This is a genomic window from Wolbachia endosymbiont (group A) of Chalcis sispes (genome assembly GCF_964026765.1).
In the GTDB taxonomy this organism is placed as follows: domain Bacteria; phylum Pseudomonadota; class Alphaproteobacteria; order Rickettsiales; family Anaplasmataceae; genus Wolbachia; species Wolbachia pipientis.
The window spans coordinates 498,129-514,669 of record NZ_OZ034697.1; the positions used below are offsets into that span (position 1 = coordinate 498,129).

At 35.8% G+C, this 16,541-nt stretch carries 16 protein-coding genes and 1 tRNA gene; 5 read left to right on the plus strand and 12 right to left on the minus strand.

Annotated elements, in window-relative coordinates; genetic code table 11:
* Positions 1–18: 18 nt before the first annotated feature.
* The 3 genes from AAGD72_RS02515 (at position 19) to AAGD72_RS02525 (ending at position 945) form a co-directional block, all read left to right on the plus strand.
* Positions 19–312 carry a transposase gene (locus tag AAGD72_RS02515; protein ID WP_080717625.1) on the plus strand — a complete coding sequence of 98 codons (294 nt, stop codon included), beginning with the start codon at positions 19–21 and terminating at the stop codon, positions 310–312.
* A gap of 262 nt (positions 313–574) precedes the next feature.
* Positions 575–724 carry a hypothetical protein gene (locus tag AAGD72_RS02520; protein ID WP_285520262.1) on the plus strand — a complete coding sequence of 50 codons (150 nt, stop codon included), beginning with the start codon at positions 575–577 and terminating at the stop codon, positions 722–724.
* Entirely contained in the window at positions 673–945 is a 273-nt protein-coding gene (locus tag AAGD72_RS02525; RefSeq protein WP_227738602.1) for a hypothetical protein, read from the plus strand. Before AAGD72_RS02520 ends, AAGD72_RS02525 begins: the two co-directional genes overlap by 52 nt.
* A gap of 106 nt (positions 946–1,051) precedes the next feature.
* On the opposite strand, the gene AAGD72_RS02530 is transcribed toward AAGD72_RS02525, so the two are convergent.
* The 7 genes from AAGD72_RS02530 to AAGD72_RS02560 form a co-directional block, all read right to left on the minus strand.
* Positions 1,052–1,138, minus strand: a tRNA-Ser gene (locus AAGD72_RS02530).
* A gap of 31 nt (positions 1,139–1,169) precedes the next feature.
* A complete protein-coding gene (locus AAGD72_RS02535) occupies positions 1,170–1,976 on the minus strand; it encodes a DUF2163 domain-containing protein (RefSeq protein WP_341815038.1) in 807 nt (268 codons plus the stop codon).
* Between the two features lie 434 nt (positions 1,977–2,410).
* Positions 2,411–4,390: a porin gene (locus AAGD72_RS02540; RefSeq protein WP_341815040.1), complete on the minus strand. Its 1,980-nt coding sequence runs from the start codon at positions 4,388–4,390 to the stop codon at positions 2,411–2,413.
* 207 nt (positions 4,391–4,597) lie between these two features.
* Positions 4,598–5,419 (minus strand): 3'-5' exonuclease, encoded by an 822-nt coding sequence (locus AAGD72_RS02545; protein WP_065094884.1) that lies wholly within the window; start codon positions 5,417–5,419, stop codon positions 4,598–4,600.
* Positions 5,412–6,296, minus strand: a complete 885-nt coding sequence (gene era, locus AAGD72_RS02550) for a GTPase Era (RefSeq protein WP_341815042.1) — start codon at positions 6,294–6,296, stop codon at positions 5,412–5,414. Before era ends, AAGD72_RS02545 begins: the two co-directional genes overlap by 8 nt.
* Positions 6,297–6,546: 250 nt before the next feature.
* Entirely contained in the window at positions 6,547–7,569 is a 1,023-nt protein-coding gene (gene cydB, locus AAGD72_RS02555; RefSeq protein WP_341815043.1) for a cytochrome d ubiquinol oxidase subunit II, read from the minus strand.
* Positions 7,562–8,968, minus strand: coding sequence for a cytochrome ubiquinol oxidase subunit I (locus AAGD72_RS02560; protein WP_006280502.1), 1,407 nt, complete (start codon positions 8,966–8,968; stop codon positions 7,562–7,564). The genes cydB and AAGD72_RS02560 overlap by 8 nt, the downstream gene beginning before the upstream one ends.
* A gap of 943 nt (positions 8,969–9,911) precedes the next feature.
* On the opposite strand from AAGD72_RS02560, the gene AAGD72_RS02565 reads away from it, so the two are divergent.
* On the plus strand, positions 9,912–10,529 hold the full coding sequence (locus AAGD72_RS02565; RefSeq protein WP_151807956.1) for a superoxide dismutase: 618 nt from the start codon (positions 9,912–9,914) through the stop codon (positions 10,527–10,529).
* Between the two features lies 1 nt (position 10,530).
* Complete coding sequence (locus AAGD72_RS02570) at positions 10,531–11,805, plus strand: pitrilysin family protein (protein ID WP_341815046.1); 1,275 nt, start codon at positions 10,531–10,533, stop codon at positions 11,803–11,805.
* A 299-nt stretch (positions 11,806–12,104) separates the two neighbouring features.
* On the opposite strand, the gene AAGD72_RS02575 is transcribed toward AAGD72_RS02570, so the two are convergent.
* The 5 genes from AAGD72_RS02575 to nuoE all read right to left on the minus strand — a co-directional run bounded on the left by AAGD72_RS02575 (position 12,105) and on the right by nuoE (position 16,511).
* Positions 12,105–13,316, minus strand: a complete 1,212-nt coding sequence (locus AAGD72_RS02575) for a hypothetical protein (protein ID WP_341815047.1) — start codon at positions 13,314–13,316, stop codon at positions 12,105–12,107.
* A 30-nt stretch (positions 13,317–13,346) separates the two neighbouring features.
* A protein-coding gene (locus AAGD72_RS02580) for an IS5 family transposase (protein WP_341815048.1) occupies positions 13,347–14,136 on the minus strand; the annotation gives its coding sequence in 2 pieces (ribosomal slippage) (positions 13,347–13,874 and positions 13,876–14,136; 789 coding nt in all).
* 36 nt (positions 14,137–14,172) lie between these two features.
* Positions 14,173–14,649 (minus strand): hypothetical protein, encoded by a 477-nt coding sequence (locus tag AAGD72_RS02585; protein WP_341815049.1) that lies wholly within the window; start codon positions 14,647–14,649, stop codon positions 14,173–14,175.
* Between the two features lie 143 nt (positions 14,650–14,792).
* Positions 14,793–16,010, minus strand: a complete 1,218-nt coding sequence (gene tgt, locus AAGD72_RS02590; RefSeq protein WP_341815050.1) for a tRNA guanosine(34) transglycosylase Tgt — start codon at positions 16,008–16,010, stop codon at positions 14,793–14,795.
* Positions 16,011–16,511: an NADH-quinone oxidoreductase subunit NuoE gene (nuoE, locus tag AAGD72_RS02595; protein ID WP_341815052.1), complete on the minus strand. Its 501-nt coding sequence runs from the start codon at positions 16,509–16,511 to the stop codon at positions 16,011–16,013.
* Positions 16,512–16,541: the final 30 nt, after the last annotated feature.

Consider the following 16,541-nt stretch of genomic DNA (forward strand, 5'->3'; position numbering starts at 1 on the left):
AACCGCTTAAGGAAAAATATGCCACAAAAAATGAGAGTTAGTAACTGCCATGAATATAACAAATTTCTAGAAAAAAGAGGAAATATTTTTCGTTACATCGATAAAGCTATCGAAAATTGGTATGAAAATAGTCCAAAAATGCAGGGCGGCAACTATATTTATAGTGATAAAGTTGTGATTTTAGTGCATATAATCGTTAATCTTTTTAGAATTGGCTTAAGACAAACAGTCGGGTTTATAAAAGGATATTTGCAACAAATAGGAAGAGATTTGGCAGTTATCAGCTATTCGCAAGCTTCAAAAAAAACTTAATATTAAGATCAATGATTGCAGAATTGATAAAAATAATATGGAAGATATCGAAATTGCCATAGATAGCACAAGCATCAGCATTTATAACAACACACAGCAAGGAAAATAGCGCTGACAGAAAATATCGTGGCTATGAACAGACAAGAAAATTGCATGTAATGTTGAATATAAACAGCAAAAAAGCCATAGCTGCAAAATACAGTAACGGTCTGATCACTATGGAGCTTGCGATTTACTTAAAGGAGTTAATTTTCAGCATGCCATAAAAGCACTATATGCAGACAGAGCATATGACAGACATAAACTCTATAAATTGTGTGATGAATGCGGCATAAAGACAAAAATTCCTCCAAAAAAACAATGCAGCAGAGCATCCAAAGTATGGCAGAGAGAAATGCTGCAATTAGACTAATAAAGTCATACAGCGAAGATGGAATGAAGAGGTGGAAAAGGCAAACAAACTACGGAAAAAGATCTTATGTAGAAAGTTTTTTCTCGCGACTGAAACAAACATTCGGGTTTAATTTTCGGAACAAATCTGAAATTAATCGTGGGAAGGAACTGCTACTCAAGTGTTATTTGCTTAATCAATTTACTGACATTGGTATGGCTAAATTTGAAATGGCTACATGAATTTATCGTAAATTACCACCGCATAGTTGTAACATTGTACCATATTACAATGTTCGTACAGTTGTGTGCGCGACCGAGGGTTTTATACTATTCTAGAAGTAACATACGGAAAGGGGGGGATTTGAACCCCCGACATATTTTCATATGTGCACGCTTTCCAAGCGTGTGCTTTAGACCGCTCAGCCACCTTTCCATGCTTATTCATAATATTGAAAATTGTACTGCTAAACAATATAAAAACCTGGTATATAGGGTTCACCACGAAAATTCACAGTATTGTTAAACTTGCTTCTGCAAGTTGGAAATGTTTTATCGCAACCTGCGAGTATTGAATATTTATCTCCAGCAAAAATTTGGTATGGAGGCAAAGTAAACAACGTAACTACTTTATTTTTATATTCTTTTACTACACCTTCAAACGCTATTGAGCCAAAGAATTTTACTACTCCGTGCTTATAATATTCATCACTCTCAGTTAAATTCGTGTCTTCAAATCTTCTTTCATCTATTACTTTAGTGATTGTACTTATTTTACTAAATTTTTTAGTATCGGCTTTACATTTATCATCGCAAAATTGTGCTCTGCATGCAGGAGAGTATAATTCTGCTATGCTTCTCTCAAGCTTTGCTGAGAGCCCTCTAATTTCAGCAATAAATCTTCCACTACTTAATGTCACTTTACCAAAAATTCCTGAATGTAGATTCATTGTTCCCTGGGTCAAGTCTTTATAATTCACAAGAAATATTTCAATATTTGCAAAGTCGTACTTTCCTGATAAAACATCTTCTTCTTTAATATCAGCACTATTTAATATCCCTTCAATTTCTAGATTATCAGTTTTTAAATCGCTGTTTAATATTATACTACTGGCTGTAAATCCACTTGAAGATTTATAGAGTATATTATCAATATTTAAATCTTCATCATAGTCAGTGAATCCCATTACTTCTCCACCTGCGAGCTTTAATTTCCAGCACGTAGCGGTGGTAAGTAATTCTCCAGCTAAATGATTTTTTAGTGTGGTTTGCATAGGGGCCTCCTGCTTAATTGATTAAATTTGAAAGTAGCTATACGGCCAAGAATAAGGGCAGTGTGTTCTTTTCTCATCATCTAAGTAGCCATAAAGCGTCATTCCGGTGACCATAGGGTGTCATTCCAGTGCTTGACACTGGAATCCAGGAAATTTTGCTTGTAAGTAAGCAAACTGATTTGGTGAGCATAAAAAGTGGCTGATCTTATGCTGAATAAACGCTTTTGATGAAGTTGCATGGAAAGCTGGATCCCAGTGTCTGGGCACTGGGATGACATCCTTCTTGGTGGAGTGTCCTCAAATCACAATGTTCGTACAGTTGTGTGTCACGCACTGGGATGACAGGAGAGAGGACACCATATGTTTATTTGATCGACAAATAAACACTAACAGACAAGAATACACCACAGTTAACTGTGGTGTGTACTGGCTGGTTAGAAAGAAAACTTCACACCAGTAAGAAGGAGCATTCCTTGGTTAGAAGGTACATCAGCATCAGACTCATCTTTCAGCTTACCTGTTTCGTTAGTCATAAAATAATGGAGAGCTGCGTAAGGAACAAATTTGTTCTTACTGCATGCAGGAGACAGATCATATTGAACGCCAAGTGCACCATCATGAAGCATATCTTTGTCATTCATTCTGCTGCCAAAATACGTCAAACTTGTGTAGATATTCTCATGTTGATACCCAGCTCCTACAGTCCAATACATGGTATCTATACTATCTTTACCAAATTGAGCTTTCAGCCCTTCCACTCTTTTGCCATCAGTAGCATCTTTACTATCAATTTCCGTATAGGTATCACCAATTAATTTTTTAATACCCTTCGGTTGACCAGATTTGCCCAAGTATGCAAAAGAGGCAGCAAACTTTACGCCTTGATCTTCATTAATCTTATAATCAGCGCTTACACCAAAATTAACACCCATCAGGTCATTATACTCCACAAATTCCTTATAAAGATGCTTATCTTTACTTGGTTGCTTTGGAAAGCCATATTCACCAACTGCAGAAGTTTTAACTTTTATGTTATGTTTATCAAAGTCATATTCATATGATGCACCAGCACTTACTATGTGCTCATAGTCTGGGCCGACATGCTTTATCGTTTCCTTATGTTCTATCTTACCGCCTTTATCTTCTGAAACTGTTTCTTTTACAGTAAACAAACCACTATCATAACGAGGTGAGTAGCTGATACCAAATCTTGCGCCCATATAATTTGGTGAGTAGTAAGCAACTCTAAATGGCAGTGTAGTCATAACGCCTTTGTTATATTTCCCTGCCATACGGAAAGAGAATTTTTCACTTTCACTCGAAAAACTTTCAGTGTAAAGACGTGGTGTTACATAAAATGGAAAGCTAGCAGCGCTTCCTTCTAAGTTCACTTTTCTGAACCAGTCACTATCTGCAGCTCCGTCAACAGTCGCAATTCTTGTTGCATCAAGCCTCATCAGAGCCTCAGGACCAAATTGGTAACCAAGCTTCACGTCACCATATTTTGAGTTAACAAACACATGCGCACTTCTGCCTTTTGCAGCATAAACACCCTGTGAAGCTCCCTTACCTTCGGTCACTGGGACATGAAACTGCACGTCAGCACCATAAAGAAGACCTAAATCTTCATTCTTATTTTCTGCTCTGAGGTGCAATATTGCATCAGCAATCATACCCATATCGTTGCTGTAATCACCAATATTTCCTATTCCTTCATAGAATATTGGATTTGCTCCTTTTGTTATATCTGGAGTGGCATTATAATACTCTGTAGATCTGTTTGGCATAACGTTATAACGTTTATAATTTGCGCCACTTGGTCCAGCTTTGCCATAACCTTGAGCATCAACAACACCACCAAAAGTTATTCTTAAATTACTTTGCCCTTGATTGGTATCGATAATATCAACTCCACCAACTGAAACAACAGGACTTGCCTTACCTTTTTCCTCTGTATTTTTGTTAACAACTTTTATATCCTTCTTTACATCTTTAGCTTCAACTTTAGCATTCTTAGTTTTAGAACGCTTAGTTTTTGAAACTTTACCTTTTTCTATATTAGAATTCTTAGCGTTTAGAGCTTTCGCTTTTGAATCCTCTATAAGCTTTGCTTTTTTCTCATTTGCTAGCCTGATCTCCTCTTTTTTCTTCTGCTCGGCTGCTAATCTTAGCTCCTCTTTTTTCTTAAGCTCTTCAGCTTTTTTTCTTGGATCAGCATTACATATTCTGTCCATCTTTTCTTTCAGTTTTTTATTTGATGTTTTCATAACTTCTGTTTTTCCAGAAGTTTTTGTGCTCTCTTGCTTTTTTATTTCCTTCATACTCTCATCAGGAAAGTCAGCTGCAAAACTGCTGAAAGAACATAAAGTTAATAAAGAAACTAGAGCAGTTCTAGTATACATAGACTTTTTCATGAAGTGCCCCCAAAAAATTTCGAAATCATATCTTAAATGTAAATAGTATAAAAATGTTGAAAATTCAACTTAAAGCAACCTTATAACGAAAATAAAAGTAAAATGCAATACCTTAAAAGCAACTTTCTTAATATGCTCAACGTGTATATTAACCAAAATTTAGTACAGAGGTTCGCTTGTTAGTGCATTATAACTCGACTATTTATTCTATGGAAGTAAAATTTTTCCACCACAAGTTCTTTCCCATTCTTCTTTAAATTTCTTTAGGTATTCTTTTTTTTCGCACTCTAAAAGCAGCTCTTCCGCACTTTTGTTGTAGCTTTCAGTAGTAATCCTTCCCTGATGATGCATGAACCTTAAGTAAATCAAATAAGTGTTAATTACATCCGTTTCGCAATAATCTCGAATCTCTTGTATTTTGCCGCTATCGTATAAGTCCATAACTTGTGACCCATCAACTCCAATCTTACCAGGAAGATTAAATGCTGCACAAACTTCGTTCATTTTTACTCTCGCAGAAGCTCCAAAATCAGAGAGGGATTCAAGCAAATCACAATGCCAATCACTGCTATATCTCTGATTGTAACTATTCCACTTATCGCCAGCTTTATGAAAATATTCCGCTTGAATGCCATGGACCATAGCACGATACTTCAGCACTGGTATATCAAAAGTGCGTCCGTTGAACGAAACTAATCTTGGCTTTTTCTCTGATATGTAGTTAAAAAATCCTTTCACTAGCTCCTTTTCACTGGAATTTAGTGTGCCTCCAGATCTTATTTCTTGCAGTGTGAACACCTCATAACCACTCTGGTAGCTTATATTGCAAAGTAAAAAACTAATAACTACAACAAGGTGAAAAGGCTGACGCAGAAAAGAGTTTTGCCCGTTTGTTATTTCAAGATGATATTTTGTTAATGCATCCCTCTTCTCTTCTACACTACTATCATCACTAATATTGAGTAAATTTTTGCAGGAATTTACATCTGGTATAGTTTCAATATCAAATACCAATAAAGAATTAAGCATTGCCTATATACTCCTCCGGACGGTCGATCCAAGGTCGCACTTTCACAAATAAAAAGAGGTGTACCTTGCACTCAAATAATTTTTCTAGTTCAGCACGCGCTTCGATATTAATTTTTTTAATATTACTGCCATCTTTTCCTAGTACTATTTTTTTATGACTATCTTTCAACACAAATATGATCTGTTTGATGACTAAACTCTTATCTTTTTTTTCCTCAAATTGTTCAGTTATAATAGCTGTAGAGTATGGCAATTCTTCACGCAAGTTCAAGAATAATTTTTCTCTCGTAATTTCTGCTGATAAAAAATTTGTCGAGGAATCGGTTATTTGATCTTCTTCATAAAACCAGGGGCTCACCGATGCAACTTCAGACAAGTAATTCATCAAATCAGAAAGTCCATCATTCTTTAATGCTGATATCATAAAAACCTTTTCAAATGTATAAAGCAAATTCAGATGCTCATGCGCCATCTTTAATTCAGGCCTTTTTACCAAATCAGTTTTATTGATAACCAAAATGCATCTGCCTTTTGTGCGCTGCAGCCGCATAAATATAGTCTTAATTCTTTCTATATTTTTCAAATAATTGCTTACATCAACAAGCAACAAAGTGATGTCACTATCCTTAACTGCCGACCATGCAGATTTGACTAAAGCTTTTTCAAGTTTTGTTTCTGCTGAGAAAATTCCTGGGGAGTCAGTAAAGACAATTTGTGTGTTGTTACATGTTGCAACACCCCTTATTTGCGTCCTTGTTGTTTGCACTTTAGGGGTGACAATTGCAATTTTCTTGCCTATGATGCTGTTAATTAATGTAGACTTCCCAGCATTTGGTAAGCCAGCTATGGTTACAAATAAGCATTTTTGTTCTTTCACAAAGAAAATTATAAAGAAAACTGAATGCCCGCGTCAAGCTACTTATATGACAAGAAGGATGACAGAACCCTTTTTGGTTAGCATGCAAAAAGGAAAAAAACTTATTCTACAAATTAAAAATACAATATACTCAAAAACTTTTCAGAAAATCCATAGGAGGGTTTGCTAATGAAGGTTCTTGAGTTGACGCCATTGCCTGAACGACTGCTTGATTTAAGGGTAACGTTTTAACCATAAGGTCACTAACTCCTTAATATGTGTGTTCATAATTTGATTTTCCACGAAAGACATAATAGCAATAACCAGTGTAAGTTAAAATGATTGGTAAAAGCGGTATTATAACAATGAGCATTAAAGATAAACTTGGCCCAGAAGCGGCTGCATCCAGAATGGTATATTGAAAAGGTATAATCCATGGGTAGATACTAATTTCTAAACCTAAATATCCCATAAAAAAAATAGCAATACTGAGAAAGAATGGACGGTACTCCCGTTTAGTATTCTGAAGATCAAACCACAGCATGAAAAATAGCCAAGATGTGAGTAATGGAATAGAAAATAAATAATAAAAATTTGGCATGCTAAACCAAAAGTTTTTAATACGTTCATTTAAAAATGGTGTCACTACACTCACTAGTCCCATGAAAATACCTACAAAACCAAGCGTATAAGAAGCAACCTTGCGTGCCCATTCTTGTGTTATATTTTCTGTCTTCATTATGAGCCATGTAGAACCTAAAAGTGCATATCCAAATATCACAGCAATGCCTGTCATTACACTAAAAGCACTTGCCCAATCAAATTGGCCACCAGAAAAGTTGCGTCCGTTTATTTCTACACCATGTATAAATGCACCTAAAATCATGCCTTGGCAAAATGCAGCACCAAGTGACCCAAAATGAAAGGCATAATCCCATAATCGCCTGTATTTTCCTTCTGCCTTAAAACGAAACTCAAAGGATACTCCGCGCACTATAAGGCCAAGCAGCATAATAATGATTGGAATATAAAAAGCAGGCATTAATATTGAATATGCAAGAGGAAAAGCAGCAAACAACCCTCCACCACCCAATACCAACCATGTTTCGTTTCCATCCCAAAATGGTGCAATTGAGCTTATCATGTGATCACGGCATTTATCTGACGGTGCAAAAGGAAGTAAAATACCAATACCTAAATCAAACCCATCCATTAAAATATACAGTAAAACAGCTATGGCAATTAGTAATCCCCAGATTAGGGGTAAATTAATTAAGGAAGAAAAATCAAACATGATTGTTGTCCTTTCCAGATGTACCAGCATCAATCACTGAAGCTCCAATACCGTGTTTATAAAATTGCTCTTCTTCTTTAATGACAGGAATTCCTTTGTATATAAGTTTCAGAATATAGTAACTACCTGCTCCAAATATAAGGGTATACATAACGATAAATGCAATCAAAGACCATGCAACCTGAGGACCGGTAATCGCAGATGAAAATGATTCAATTGTGCGCATAATTCCATATACAGTGTAAGGTTGACGGCCAATTTCAGTAGTAAACCAACCTGCAAGTAACGCTATGAACCCAGACGGCATCATTGATATCCACCATCCATGTAAGAAACAACTTTGGAATAATTTGCCACGAAGATACTGTATAACACTTACTGACCCAATTATGATCATTAAAATTCCAACTCCAACCATTATACGGAAGGACCAGAATACCCATACTACAGGTGGTCTATCTTCTTTTTTCCATTCCTTTAATCCTTTTACTTCTCCTAAAAAATCATGTGTTAAGATCAAGCTGGCAAGATTAGGAATTTTTATCTCGTAGTGATTAATTTCATTTTGCTGATCCGGATAAGCAAATAAAAGTAAGCCAGCCCCTTTTTCGGTTTCCCATATACCTTCCATTGCAGCAATCTTAGCAGGTTGATGCTTTAGTGTATTTAATCCATGCCTATCTCCCATGAACAGCTGAAATGGTGCAGCTAAAGCTACCATAATGGTTGCCATACCAAGCATAATTCTTGCTTGAGGAGCATGTCGTTTTCTCCAAAGATAAAATGCTCCTACACCACCAACCACAAAAGCTGTTGTAAGATAGGCTGCTGTTACCATATGAATAAAGCGATAAGGGAAAGAAGGATTAAAAATAATCTCTAACCAATTGGTTGGATATAGGAGACCATTCTCACCAATCGTGAATCCAGCGGGTGTTTGCATCCAACTGTTGGCCGCAATAATCCAAAAAGCTGAAATAAGCGTTCCCACTGCAACAATACAAGTAGAAGCAAAGTGCATACGAGAACTTACTCTATTCCATCCAAATAGCATAATACTCAAAAAAGATGCCTCCAGAAAAAAGGCTGTTAAAACCTCAAAGGAAAATAGAGGGCCGAGAACATTGGCTATGCGGTCAGAAAAAATCGACCAATTGGTACCAAGTTGATATGACATTACAACTCCAGATACCACTCCCATGCCAAAAGCAACGGCAAAAATCTTGATCCAGAATTTATAAACATCACGGAAACGTGTATCACCAGTCTTAAGCCAACACCATTCCAAAAAGGCTAGAAAACTTGCAAGCCCGATCGTGAAAGCAGGAAATATAATGTGAAAGCCTATTGTGAAGGCAAACTGAATTCGAGCTAATAATAAAGGATCAAATTTAAACATTTTACCTAATACCCATGTATTACAAATAATAGCCAAATCTGCCTATAATTCAATCCATTTTTTCACAAAATTGACCTTACCCAGAAAAAGTAGAGAGAAAGTTAAGACGTTTTTGTCATGAGAATAAATTGTGCAGGAATACAACTGTTCTCCCTTGTCATACCGTCACGGTATCTCTAGATCCCGCTAACACGTAGCGGAATGACGATTGTCAGGCCAGCGCCCCTATGATGTCATCCCAGTGCTCCTTTTTTTGTCATCCCAGTGTCAGCTACTCGGATGACATCATCCTTTTTTTGGGATTCCAGCGTCACGCGCTGGAATGACACCTTCCGTATAAACATTAAGAAATTTACCAAGCGGAGAAAAAGGCAAAAGAAGCCCCGTGGTTGGCTAATTACTTACATTATACTTTCAAGTATGGCGTTTTTTTATTCTAAACGTTTAATAACCGCGATTCAGCTACTTTTAAACCGCAACTAATCTAAATTATAAACGTTAAGAAATTTACTAAACAGAAAAAAAGGCAAAAGAAACCCTAGGGTAGCTAGTTATTCACTATCCATTTTTTAAGTTGGCGTTTTTTTATGTTTTAAACGCTTTATAAGCGCGTTTCAGCTTATGTAGGTAGAAATTTTATAAGACATAAGGTGCACATAGTGCAAAAAATTAAGCATGAGACGCCAGATACGTGAGTTTTTTTGTCATTTAATCTGTACAGAGAAGATAAATAAATAGCTTCAGTTTCATGATAAGGGGGTTGGCGAAGGGTGTCAAGTAACTTTTGCATTTAATCCATTTCTATGGCTTATATGATAATCGTTATTGTAGTATAATTTAGAATAATGCAATAGATACCTAAATGTTTTAGCTATTAATTATATGTTGCACAAAAGCATATATTGCCCTACCATCCAAGTAGGTTAGAAATAAAGAGGTTTTTATGAGTTTTACTTTACCTGAATTACCATACGATAAAACAGCTTTGGAGCCTTATATATCTGCAAAAACCTTAGATTTTCATTATGATAAGCACCATAAAGGATATTTAAATAAACTCAACGAGCTAGTTGAAAATACAGATTATCAACATGTAAAAATTGAGGAATTAATAACAAAAGTGCATGGTAATAGCGGCAACTTGCCTATATTTAATAATGCAGCACAAGTTTGGAACCATACTTTTTATTGGAATTCAATGAAAAAAAATGGTGGTGGTAAGCCTAAAGATGGTAGTCTTCTAGCAAAAAAAATTCAAGACGATATCGGTGGCTTTGATAAATTTTATGAAGAATTTTCGAGTCATGGAGTAAGCCAGTTTGGCAGTGGATGGGTATGGTTAGTGCTCGAAAAAGGTAGGTTAGGAAAGCTCAAAATCACCAAGACTCCAAATGCAGATTTGCCAATAATTTATGGCCAAGTGCCACTACTCACTATGGATGTGTGGGAGCACGCCTATTATTTAGATTGTCAAAACCGTAGAATTGACTACATAAAAGTTTTCCTTGATCATTTGATTAATTGGGATTTTGCAGAAGAGAATTTAAAAAAGAACACATAAGATGAATGTACCCCAGGTAACAAAATTAGATAATGGTCTGCGCATAATAACTGAGCAGGTGCGTGATGTTGATTCCGTAGCTTTAAGCATACGAGTTGGTGTTGGCAGTAGAGCGGAAAGTGCAAATCAAAATGGAATATCCCATTTTCTAGAACACATGGCTTTCAAAGGGACGAAGACAAGAACTGCCTTTGAAATTGCAAAAGCTTTTGATGACATAGGTGGGGTTTTCAACGCCAGCACTGGTAGGGAAAGCACCACCTATTATGCAAAAGTCCTCAAGAAAGACATCAAAACTGGTATTGATATACTAATAGATATATTGATGAATTCAACATTTCCAGAAGATGAATTGGAGCGTGAGAAGGGCGTTGTAATACAAGAGATTTTTCAAACTAATGATTCACCAAGTGACATTGTTTTCGATAAATATTTTGAGGCAGCTTATAAAGATCAACCTTTCGGCAGGTCAATCTTAGGCACGCAAGATACTGTAAAATCTTTTACTCGAGGAGATCTAGATAATTACATAAATGAGCATTACTTTGGCGAGAATATGCTATTTGCCGTTGCAGGAAATGTTGAACATGAAGAAGTTGTTGCATTAACCAAAGATTTTTTCTCAAAGATTCATTCTAAAAAGCTGAAAAAAAGCCAAAATGCGACGAGCCACACTGGTGGTGAGTATTTAGAACATCGTAAATTAGATCAGGTGCACTTGCTAATTGGTCTACCTAGTGTTTCTCGCCATGACGATAAATATCACACGTTTCAAGTGCTTGATTCTATATTAGGGAGCGGAATGTCATCACGTTTATTCCAGGAAGTAAGGGAAAAGCAGGGATTAGCTTATTCTGTTTATTCATTTAATTCCAGCTATACTGATACAGGAATGTTTTCCATTTTTGCTGGTACAGACAGTAGTAACTTAGATAAGCTTTTAAAATCTATAACGACAGAGTTGAAGAAGTTGTCCACAGATGATTTGAGGGAAGAAGAAGTAAATAGAGTGAAAGAGCGAGTAAAATCCCAAATTTTAATGTCACGCGAAAGTGTGAGCTCACGTGCTGAAACATTGGGGCACTACTACGGTAACTATAATAGGTACATCAGTAAAAATGAATTAATAGAAAAAATTAGTGCAGTTACCACTGCTAACGTAAAAAAAGCAGCAGAAGAATTATTATCTCAGCATGAAAAAGCCACTCTAGCTGCAATTGGAGAAATTAAGTCACTGCCAAGTTACGATAAAGTGGTTTCTATGCTTAAAGCTTAGTGTATTCTGTTATATTGATTTGGCTGCTTTACAATAGATCTTCATAATTTATAGCTAAAGTGACTTAAGTTTACCGATAATTTGAAAAACAAAAATTCGTCATTCCGCTACTTGTTAGCGCCGCGGCGGTATGACGTAGGAAAACCTTTCTTGGGTTAGCTATAGCACAGTGATTAAAGAAGCGTAAAGTTGAAACAATGTGCTATGAACCACACATATAAGCAATTATATGTATTAAACAAGAGCCTGACATTAGTTTTAATTCTTCTGTCAGTTAACTCTTGTCTTTTATACATGAATCACTTACCTATTTTAATCCCACCTGCATTTCTGCTTTGCGTAACTTTTTCCGTATAATTTTTAGGAGGTACTGGTGGTGCAAGTGGTTTTTTGCTTACAGGGTTTGAGTCTATACCTTTCTTTTGCCGATGATAGTTCCGTGCTTCTTGAACGGTCTGATGTGTAGGCTCTCCACCATTATAGTTTCCTCTCACAGAGTTCGAGTTTATGTCTTTCTTTTGCGGAGGATAGTTCAATGCCTCTTTACGAGTCTGGAATATAGGCTCTCCATCATTATAGTTTGAGTTTATATTTTCCTTTTGCGAACCAGCGTTCAATAATTTCGATATCTCTCGCCCTAGCTGATCACCTTTATAATTATTGTTAAGATCTTTGATTTTCTCCTCACCCAATTCCATTATTCGAATTAGAGAGGTATCAATAAAATCCGTTTTTATTTTGTCAATATCTATCAATTTATTACCATAAATCGTAATTTCACTTTTACCTTTTTCACTATTCACATCATAGCCTTGCTCTTTAACTCCTGTTATTACTTCCTTCTTTAGTAATCTATGAATAGTATTTATTATTTTTTGACCACAATCTTGAAAAAAATCTCTGATTGTATCAAATGCCTTTGATAAGGAGATGGTTTCAGTATGTGCGTATTTTTTACCTAGTGGTGGCTCTTCAGCATTCTGGTGTATAGATTCTATTTGCTGAGGGTCAAGCATCATTGCATGACGTTTTGAGCGTGTTGGGTTTGCTTGTGTTTCAGATGACAACATGCCCTTAATATCTTGTTTTTTATTCTCACCATCAGCAACCATACCATCACTTGATTTCCTTTTTTTAGGAAGTAATGGTGGTCGATTTTCATTGTTCCGATATATAGGTTCTTTTGGTACCGTTTCAGACAATGATCTCTGAATATCTTGAAGATTTTGGTATATAGGTTCTTCTTTCTTCAAATTTTCATAAATTGGTTCTTGTACCAAGTTAGCATTGACAAACTCCTGTACCCTTTCTAGATAATTAGCATCTCCTACCACTTTACCATTTCTGTTCATAGGTACTTGTGCACCTTCAAATTTAATGTTTTTTATATCTTGAAGACTAAGTCCATTTTCTTCAAGCCATCCCTCTCTTTTGCTCATTGATTCAACAAACTCATTAATTTTTTTTATATTACCTGCACTATCATCAACCAACATTACATTTTTTGGCAACTGACCATTGTGATTGTTCTTAGAACCTGTTTAAAATCTTTGTAATAGGAGAGAAATGAAGGAAAGGACAATCATTTGCAAGCTGGTATTGAGTTTACGTTCGCAATTTTTCCATAGCCGTCTACACTTTTCTAACCAAGCAAAAGAACGCTCAACAACCCATCTCTTTGGCAATACAACAAAAGAATGTAATTCACTGCGCTTTATTACCTCAACAGTTGCACCAATAATATCTTTTATTTGGGTTGCAAAAATTTTTCCTGTGTAGCCTGCATCAACCAATATATTTTTGACTTCAGAAAGGGTATCTTTAGCATTTTCAACCATTCTTACAGCGCTACTACGATCAGTTACTTCTGCTGTTGTTACATAAATTGCATGTGGTAGACCTTGAGTATCAACTGCAATATGACGCTTTATGCCTGAAATCTTTTTACCTGCATCATAGCCCTTTTTTTCAGCAGTATCTGTGTTTTTAACACTTTGAGCATCAATTATACAGAAGCTAGTTTTCTCTTTCCGACCATTGTTGATACGGATCTCTCCAACCAATTTTTTTTAAAACTAATTCCAACAAACTTGGTTCTTCTCCATTCTTTTTATTCCACATTTGAAAATAGTAATATACGCTTTCCCACCTTGGAAAATCTTTTGGCAACATTCTCCACTGGCAACCACTTTTTAGGACGTATAACACTGTACGAAATACATCATACAAATCAAGTTTTCTTGGTCTCGTTTTCTTCCTGCTACTCTCTAGTATTGGTCTGATTTTTTCAAATTGCTCTCGACTCATATCACTTGGATAATTTTTACGCATAGATATACCTCATTCTTAATCTACCACTATTTTACCTCATCTCTCCGAGATTTTAAACAGGTTCTTATAGTTCACAATTGCTTTACAGATGTGTAAATTCTTTCCAACTTGACTTTGTTGTTCTTTGAGATCTTTTGGAAGCTCATTATCATAATCTGCTGGAAATCCGCCAAATACAGAAATACTGTCTGCTTGTTCTTTAGATAAGCCCAAATGATTTTCTACAACCCTTTTTACAGCATTTGGATATCCTGTATATGATGCAATATTCACTTCTATTCCGTTTGAAAGTGCAGACTGTAATGTAGATTTCAGCCCCTCTTCATTTTTTATTCCGTCTGTATTTTTTAGAAAATCTTTTATATTGTGATCAGTCACTGCATTTTCCACAGCAGAATTAAAATCACTTTTTTTAATTCCGGAGTGTCTACCAAAGAAAACACCATGCATGTGTCCATTAGTGATAGTGTTATCAAAATCAAATATTAATAGGGTATTATTTCCTTTAGCCATATCTTCACCTCTAATCCTTACAAATCATATGGGTAGAGACTAACATTAATAGATTAATTATTTATTATAACCTTTCTAATTAATAGTGTGATAAATAAAGTAAATATAACAAGAAGTAAAAATCAACGGCATAAAGAAAAGACTTAAAGAGAGGCCAAATCAAAGTGCAATGGTATTTCACTAATCCAGTTATTCTTCTCTTGATCTAACCTATCATCTAATATTGCCTGTCTTATTGATTCCATAAGCTTATTCATGAAGAAAACATTGTGAATAGTGATGAGCGTGTAAGCTAGCAGTTCTTTAGCTTTCAGTAAATGGTGTATATAAGCTCTTGAATGTTTTCTGCAGGTAAAACATAAACAGTCACTTTCAATTGGGTTATTGTCCAGCTCAAATTGTTGATTCCGCAAATTAACATGCTCTTTGCACTTTGAAGAAATAGAATCTCTATTTTTTACTTTAATAAGTGCACCACCATGCCTTGCCAAACGAGTTGGATGCACACAATCAAACGTGTCAATTCCAAGACTTACTCCATGAAAGATGTCCACAATTCCACCAATACCAAGCAAATGAGTAGGCCTGTCTTTTTTTAGGTGGTCCATAGTGAAAGAAACTACATCGTACATCTGCTCTTTACTTTGACCAAGTGATCCACCTATTGCTTGACCAAAAAATGGCAAATCGTTGATAAAATCACAACTTTCTCTACGTAAATCTTGATACACTCCGCCTTGACTAATTCCATACAGTGCCTGCTTGCCATTATTGTTTTTTTCAAATTCATTTAAAGAACGTTCAGCCCATCTGTGACTCATGAGCATTGATTTTGCTGTGTATTCTTTGCTGACGTGGAATGGAGTGCATTCATCTAAAACTAGGATTAAATCTGCACCTAATTTTTGTTGAATTTGTATAGACTTTTCAGGAGTTAAGCAATAAGTTTTACCATTAATGTAAGAACGGAAAATTGCCCCATCCTCATTAATTTTGATCAAAGTTTTTTGTTTTTTTCTTATTCCTTTTATCTCTTCCGAAACTGATCCGTGGCCTAAGCTAAATATCTGATATCCACCTGAGTCAGTTAGCATTGGCCCATTCCATCCCATCATCTTGTGCAAACCACCAAGTTTTGCAACAGTATTCTCTCCTGGTTGAAGCATTAGGTGATAGGTGTTGGAAAGTATGATTTTGGTACCTGCTTCACTTATTCTTTCGGTATCTACAGCTTTAATTGCAGCTTTTGTTGCACAGAATATAAAAGCGGGGGTTTCTACGCTTCCATTTGGAGTTTTAATTGTTCCAACTCTTGCAGAACCTGATTGCTTGATTATCTTAAATGCAAATTCTTCTTTCATCTATTTGCCTAAAAGTTCTGCTATGATGTTTTCTACTTTCTCAGGAGTAAGATTTTCATAGAAGTCATTATTGATCTGCACAACGGGAGCATTAACGCATGCACCTAGGCATTCAACTTCTTTTAAAGTGAACAAATTGTCTTTAGTAGTCTCACCGATATTGATTCCAAGTTTCTTTTTAAAGGTGTTTAAAACTTCTTCACTATTGCACAACCAGCAAGGAGTTGTTCTACAAATTTGTATTAGATATTTGCCTACTGGTTTTAAATTATACATGGTGTAAAAATTTGCCACTTCATATACACGAATACGTGGAATATGCAGCATATCAGCAACATAACGCATAGCAGGTTCAGAAACCCATCCGCATTGCTCTTGAACCAGATATAGTAAAGGCATGACAGCACTACCTTCTCTGCCTTTAGGATACATCTCTATAAACTTTCCTGCTTTCTTGAGGTTTTCTGATGTAAAACTAAACTGCTCTTCTTTTTCTATCATTCATGAGACTCGTGTAAACTTTAACAGATT

Coding starts and splice junctions, on each gene's coding strand:
- AAGD72_RS02515 (WP_080717625.1), top strand. CDS start 19: ATGCCACAAAAAATGAGAGTTAGTAACTGCCATGAATATAACAAATTT.
- AAGD72_RS02525 (WP_227738602.1), top strand. CDS start 673: ATGCAGCAGAGCATCCAAAGTATGGCAGAGAGAAATGCTGCAATTAGA.
- AAGD72_RS02545 (WP_065094884.1), bottom strand. CDS start 5,419: ATGCTTAATTCTTTATTGGTATTTGATATTGAAACTATACCAGATGTA.
- AAGD72_RS02535 (WP_341815038.1), bottom strand. CDS start 1,976: ATGCAAACCACACTAAAAAATCATTTAGCTGGAGAATTACTTACCACC.
- AAGD72_RS02560 (WP_006280502.1), bottom strand. CDS start 8,968: ATGTTTAAATTTGATCCTTTATTATTAGCTCGAATTCAGTTTGCCTTC.
- tgt (WP_341815050.1), bottom strand. CDS start 16,010: ATGAAAGAAGAATTTGCATTTAAGATAATCAAGCAATCAGGTTCTGCA.
- nuoE (WP_341815052.1), bottom strand. CDS start 16,511: ATGATAGAAAAAGAAGAGCAGTTTAGTTTTACATCAGAAAACCTCAAG.
- AAGD72_RS02570 (WP_341815046.1), top strand. CDS start 10,531: ATGAATGTACCCCAGGTAACAAAATTAGATAATGGTCTGCGCATAATA.
- AAGD72_RS02540 (WP_341815040.1), bottom strand. CDS start 4,390: ATGAAAAAGTCTATGTATACTAGAACTGCTCTAGTTTCTTTATTAACT.
- cydB (WP_341815043.1), bottom strand. CDS start 7,569: ATGTTTGATTTTTCTTCCTTAATTAATTTACCCCTAATCTGGGGATTA.
- AAGD72_RS02565 (WP_151807956.1), top strand. CDS start 9,912: ATGAGTTTTACTTTACCTGAATTACCATACGATAAAACAGCTTTGGAG.
- AAGD72_RS02585 (WP_341815049.1), bottom strand. CDS start 14,649: ATGGCTAAAGGAAATAATACCCTATTAATATTTGATTTTGATAACACT.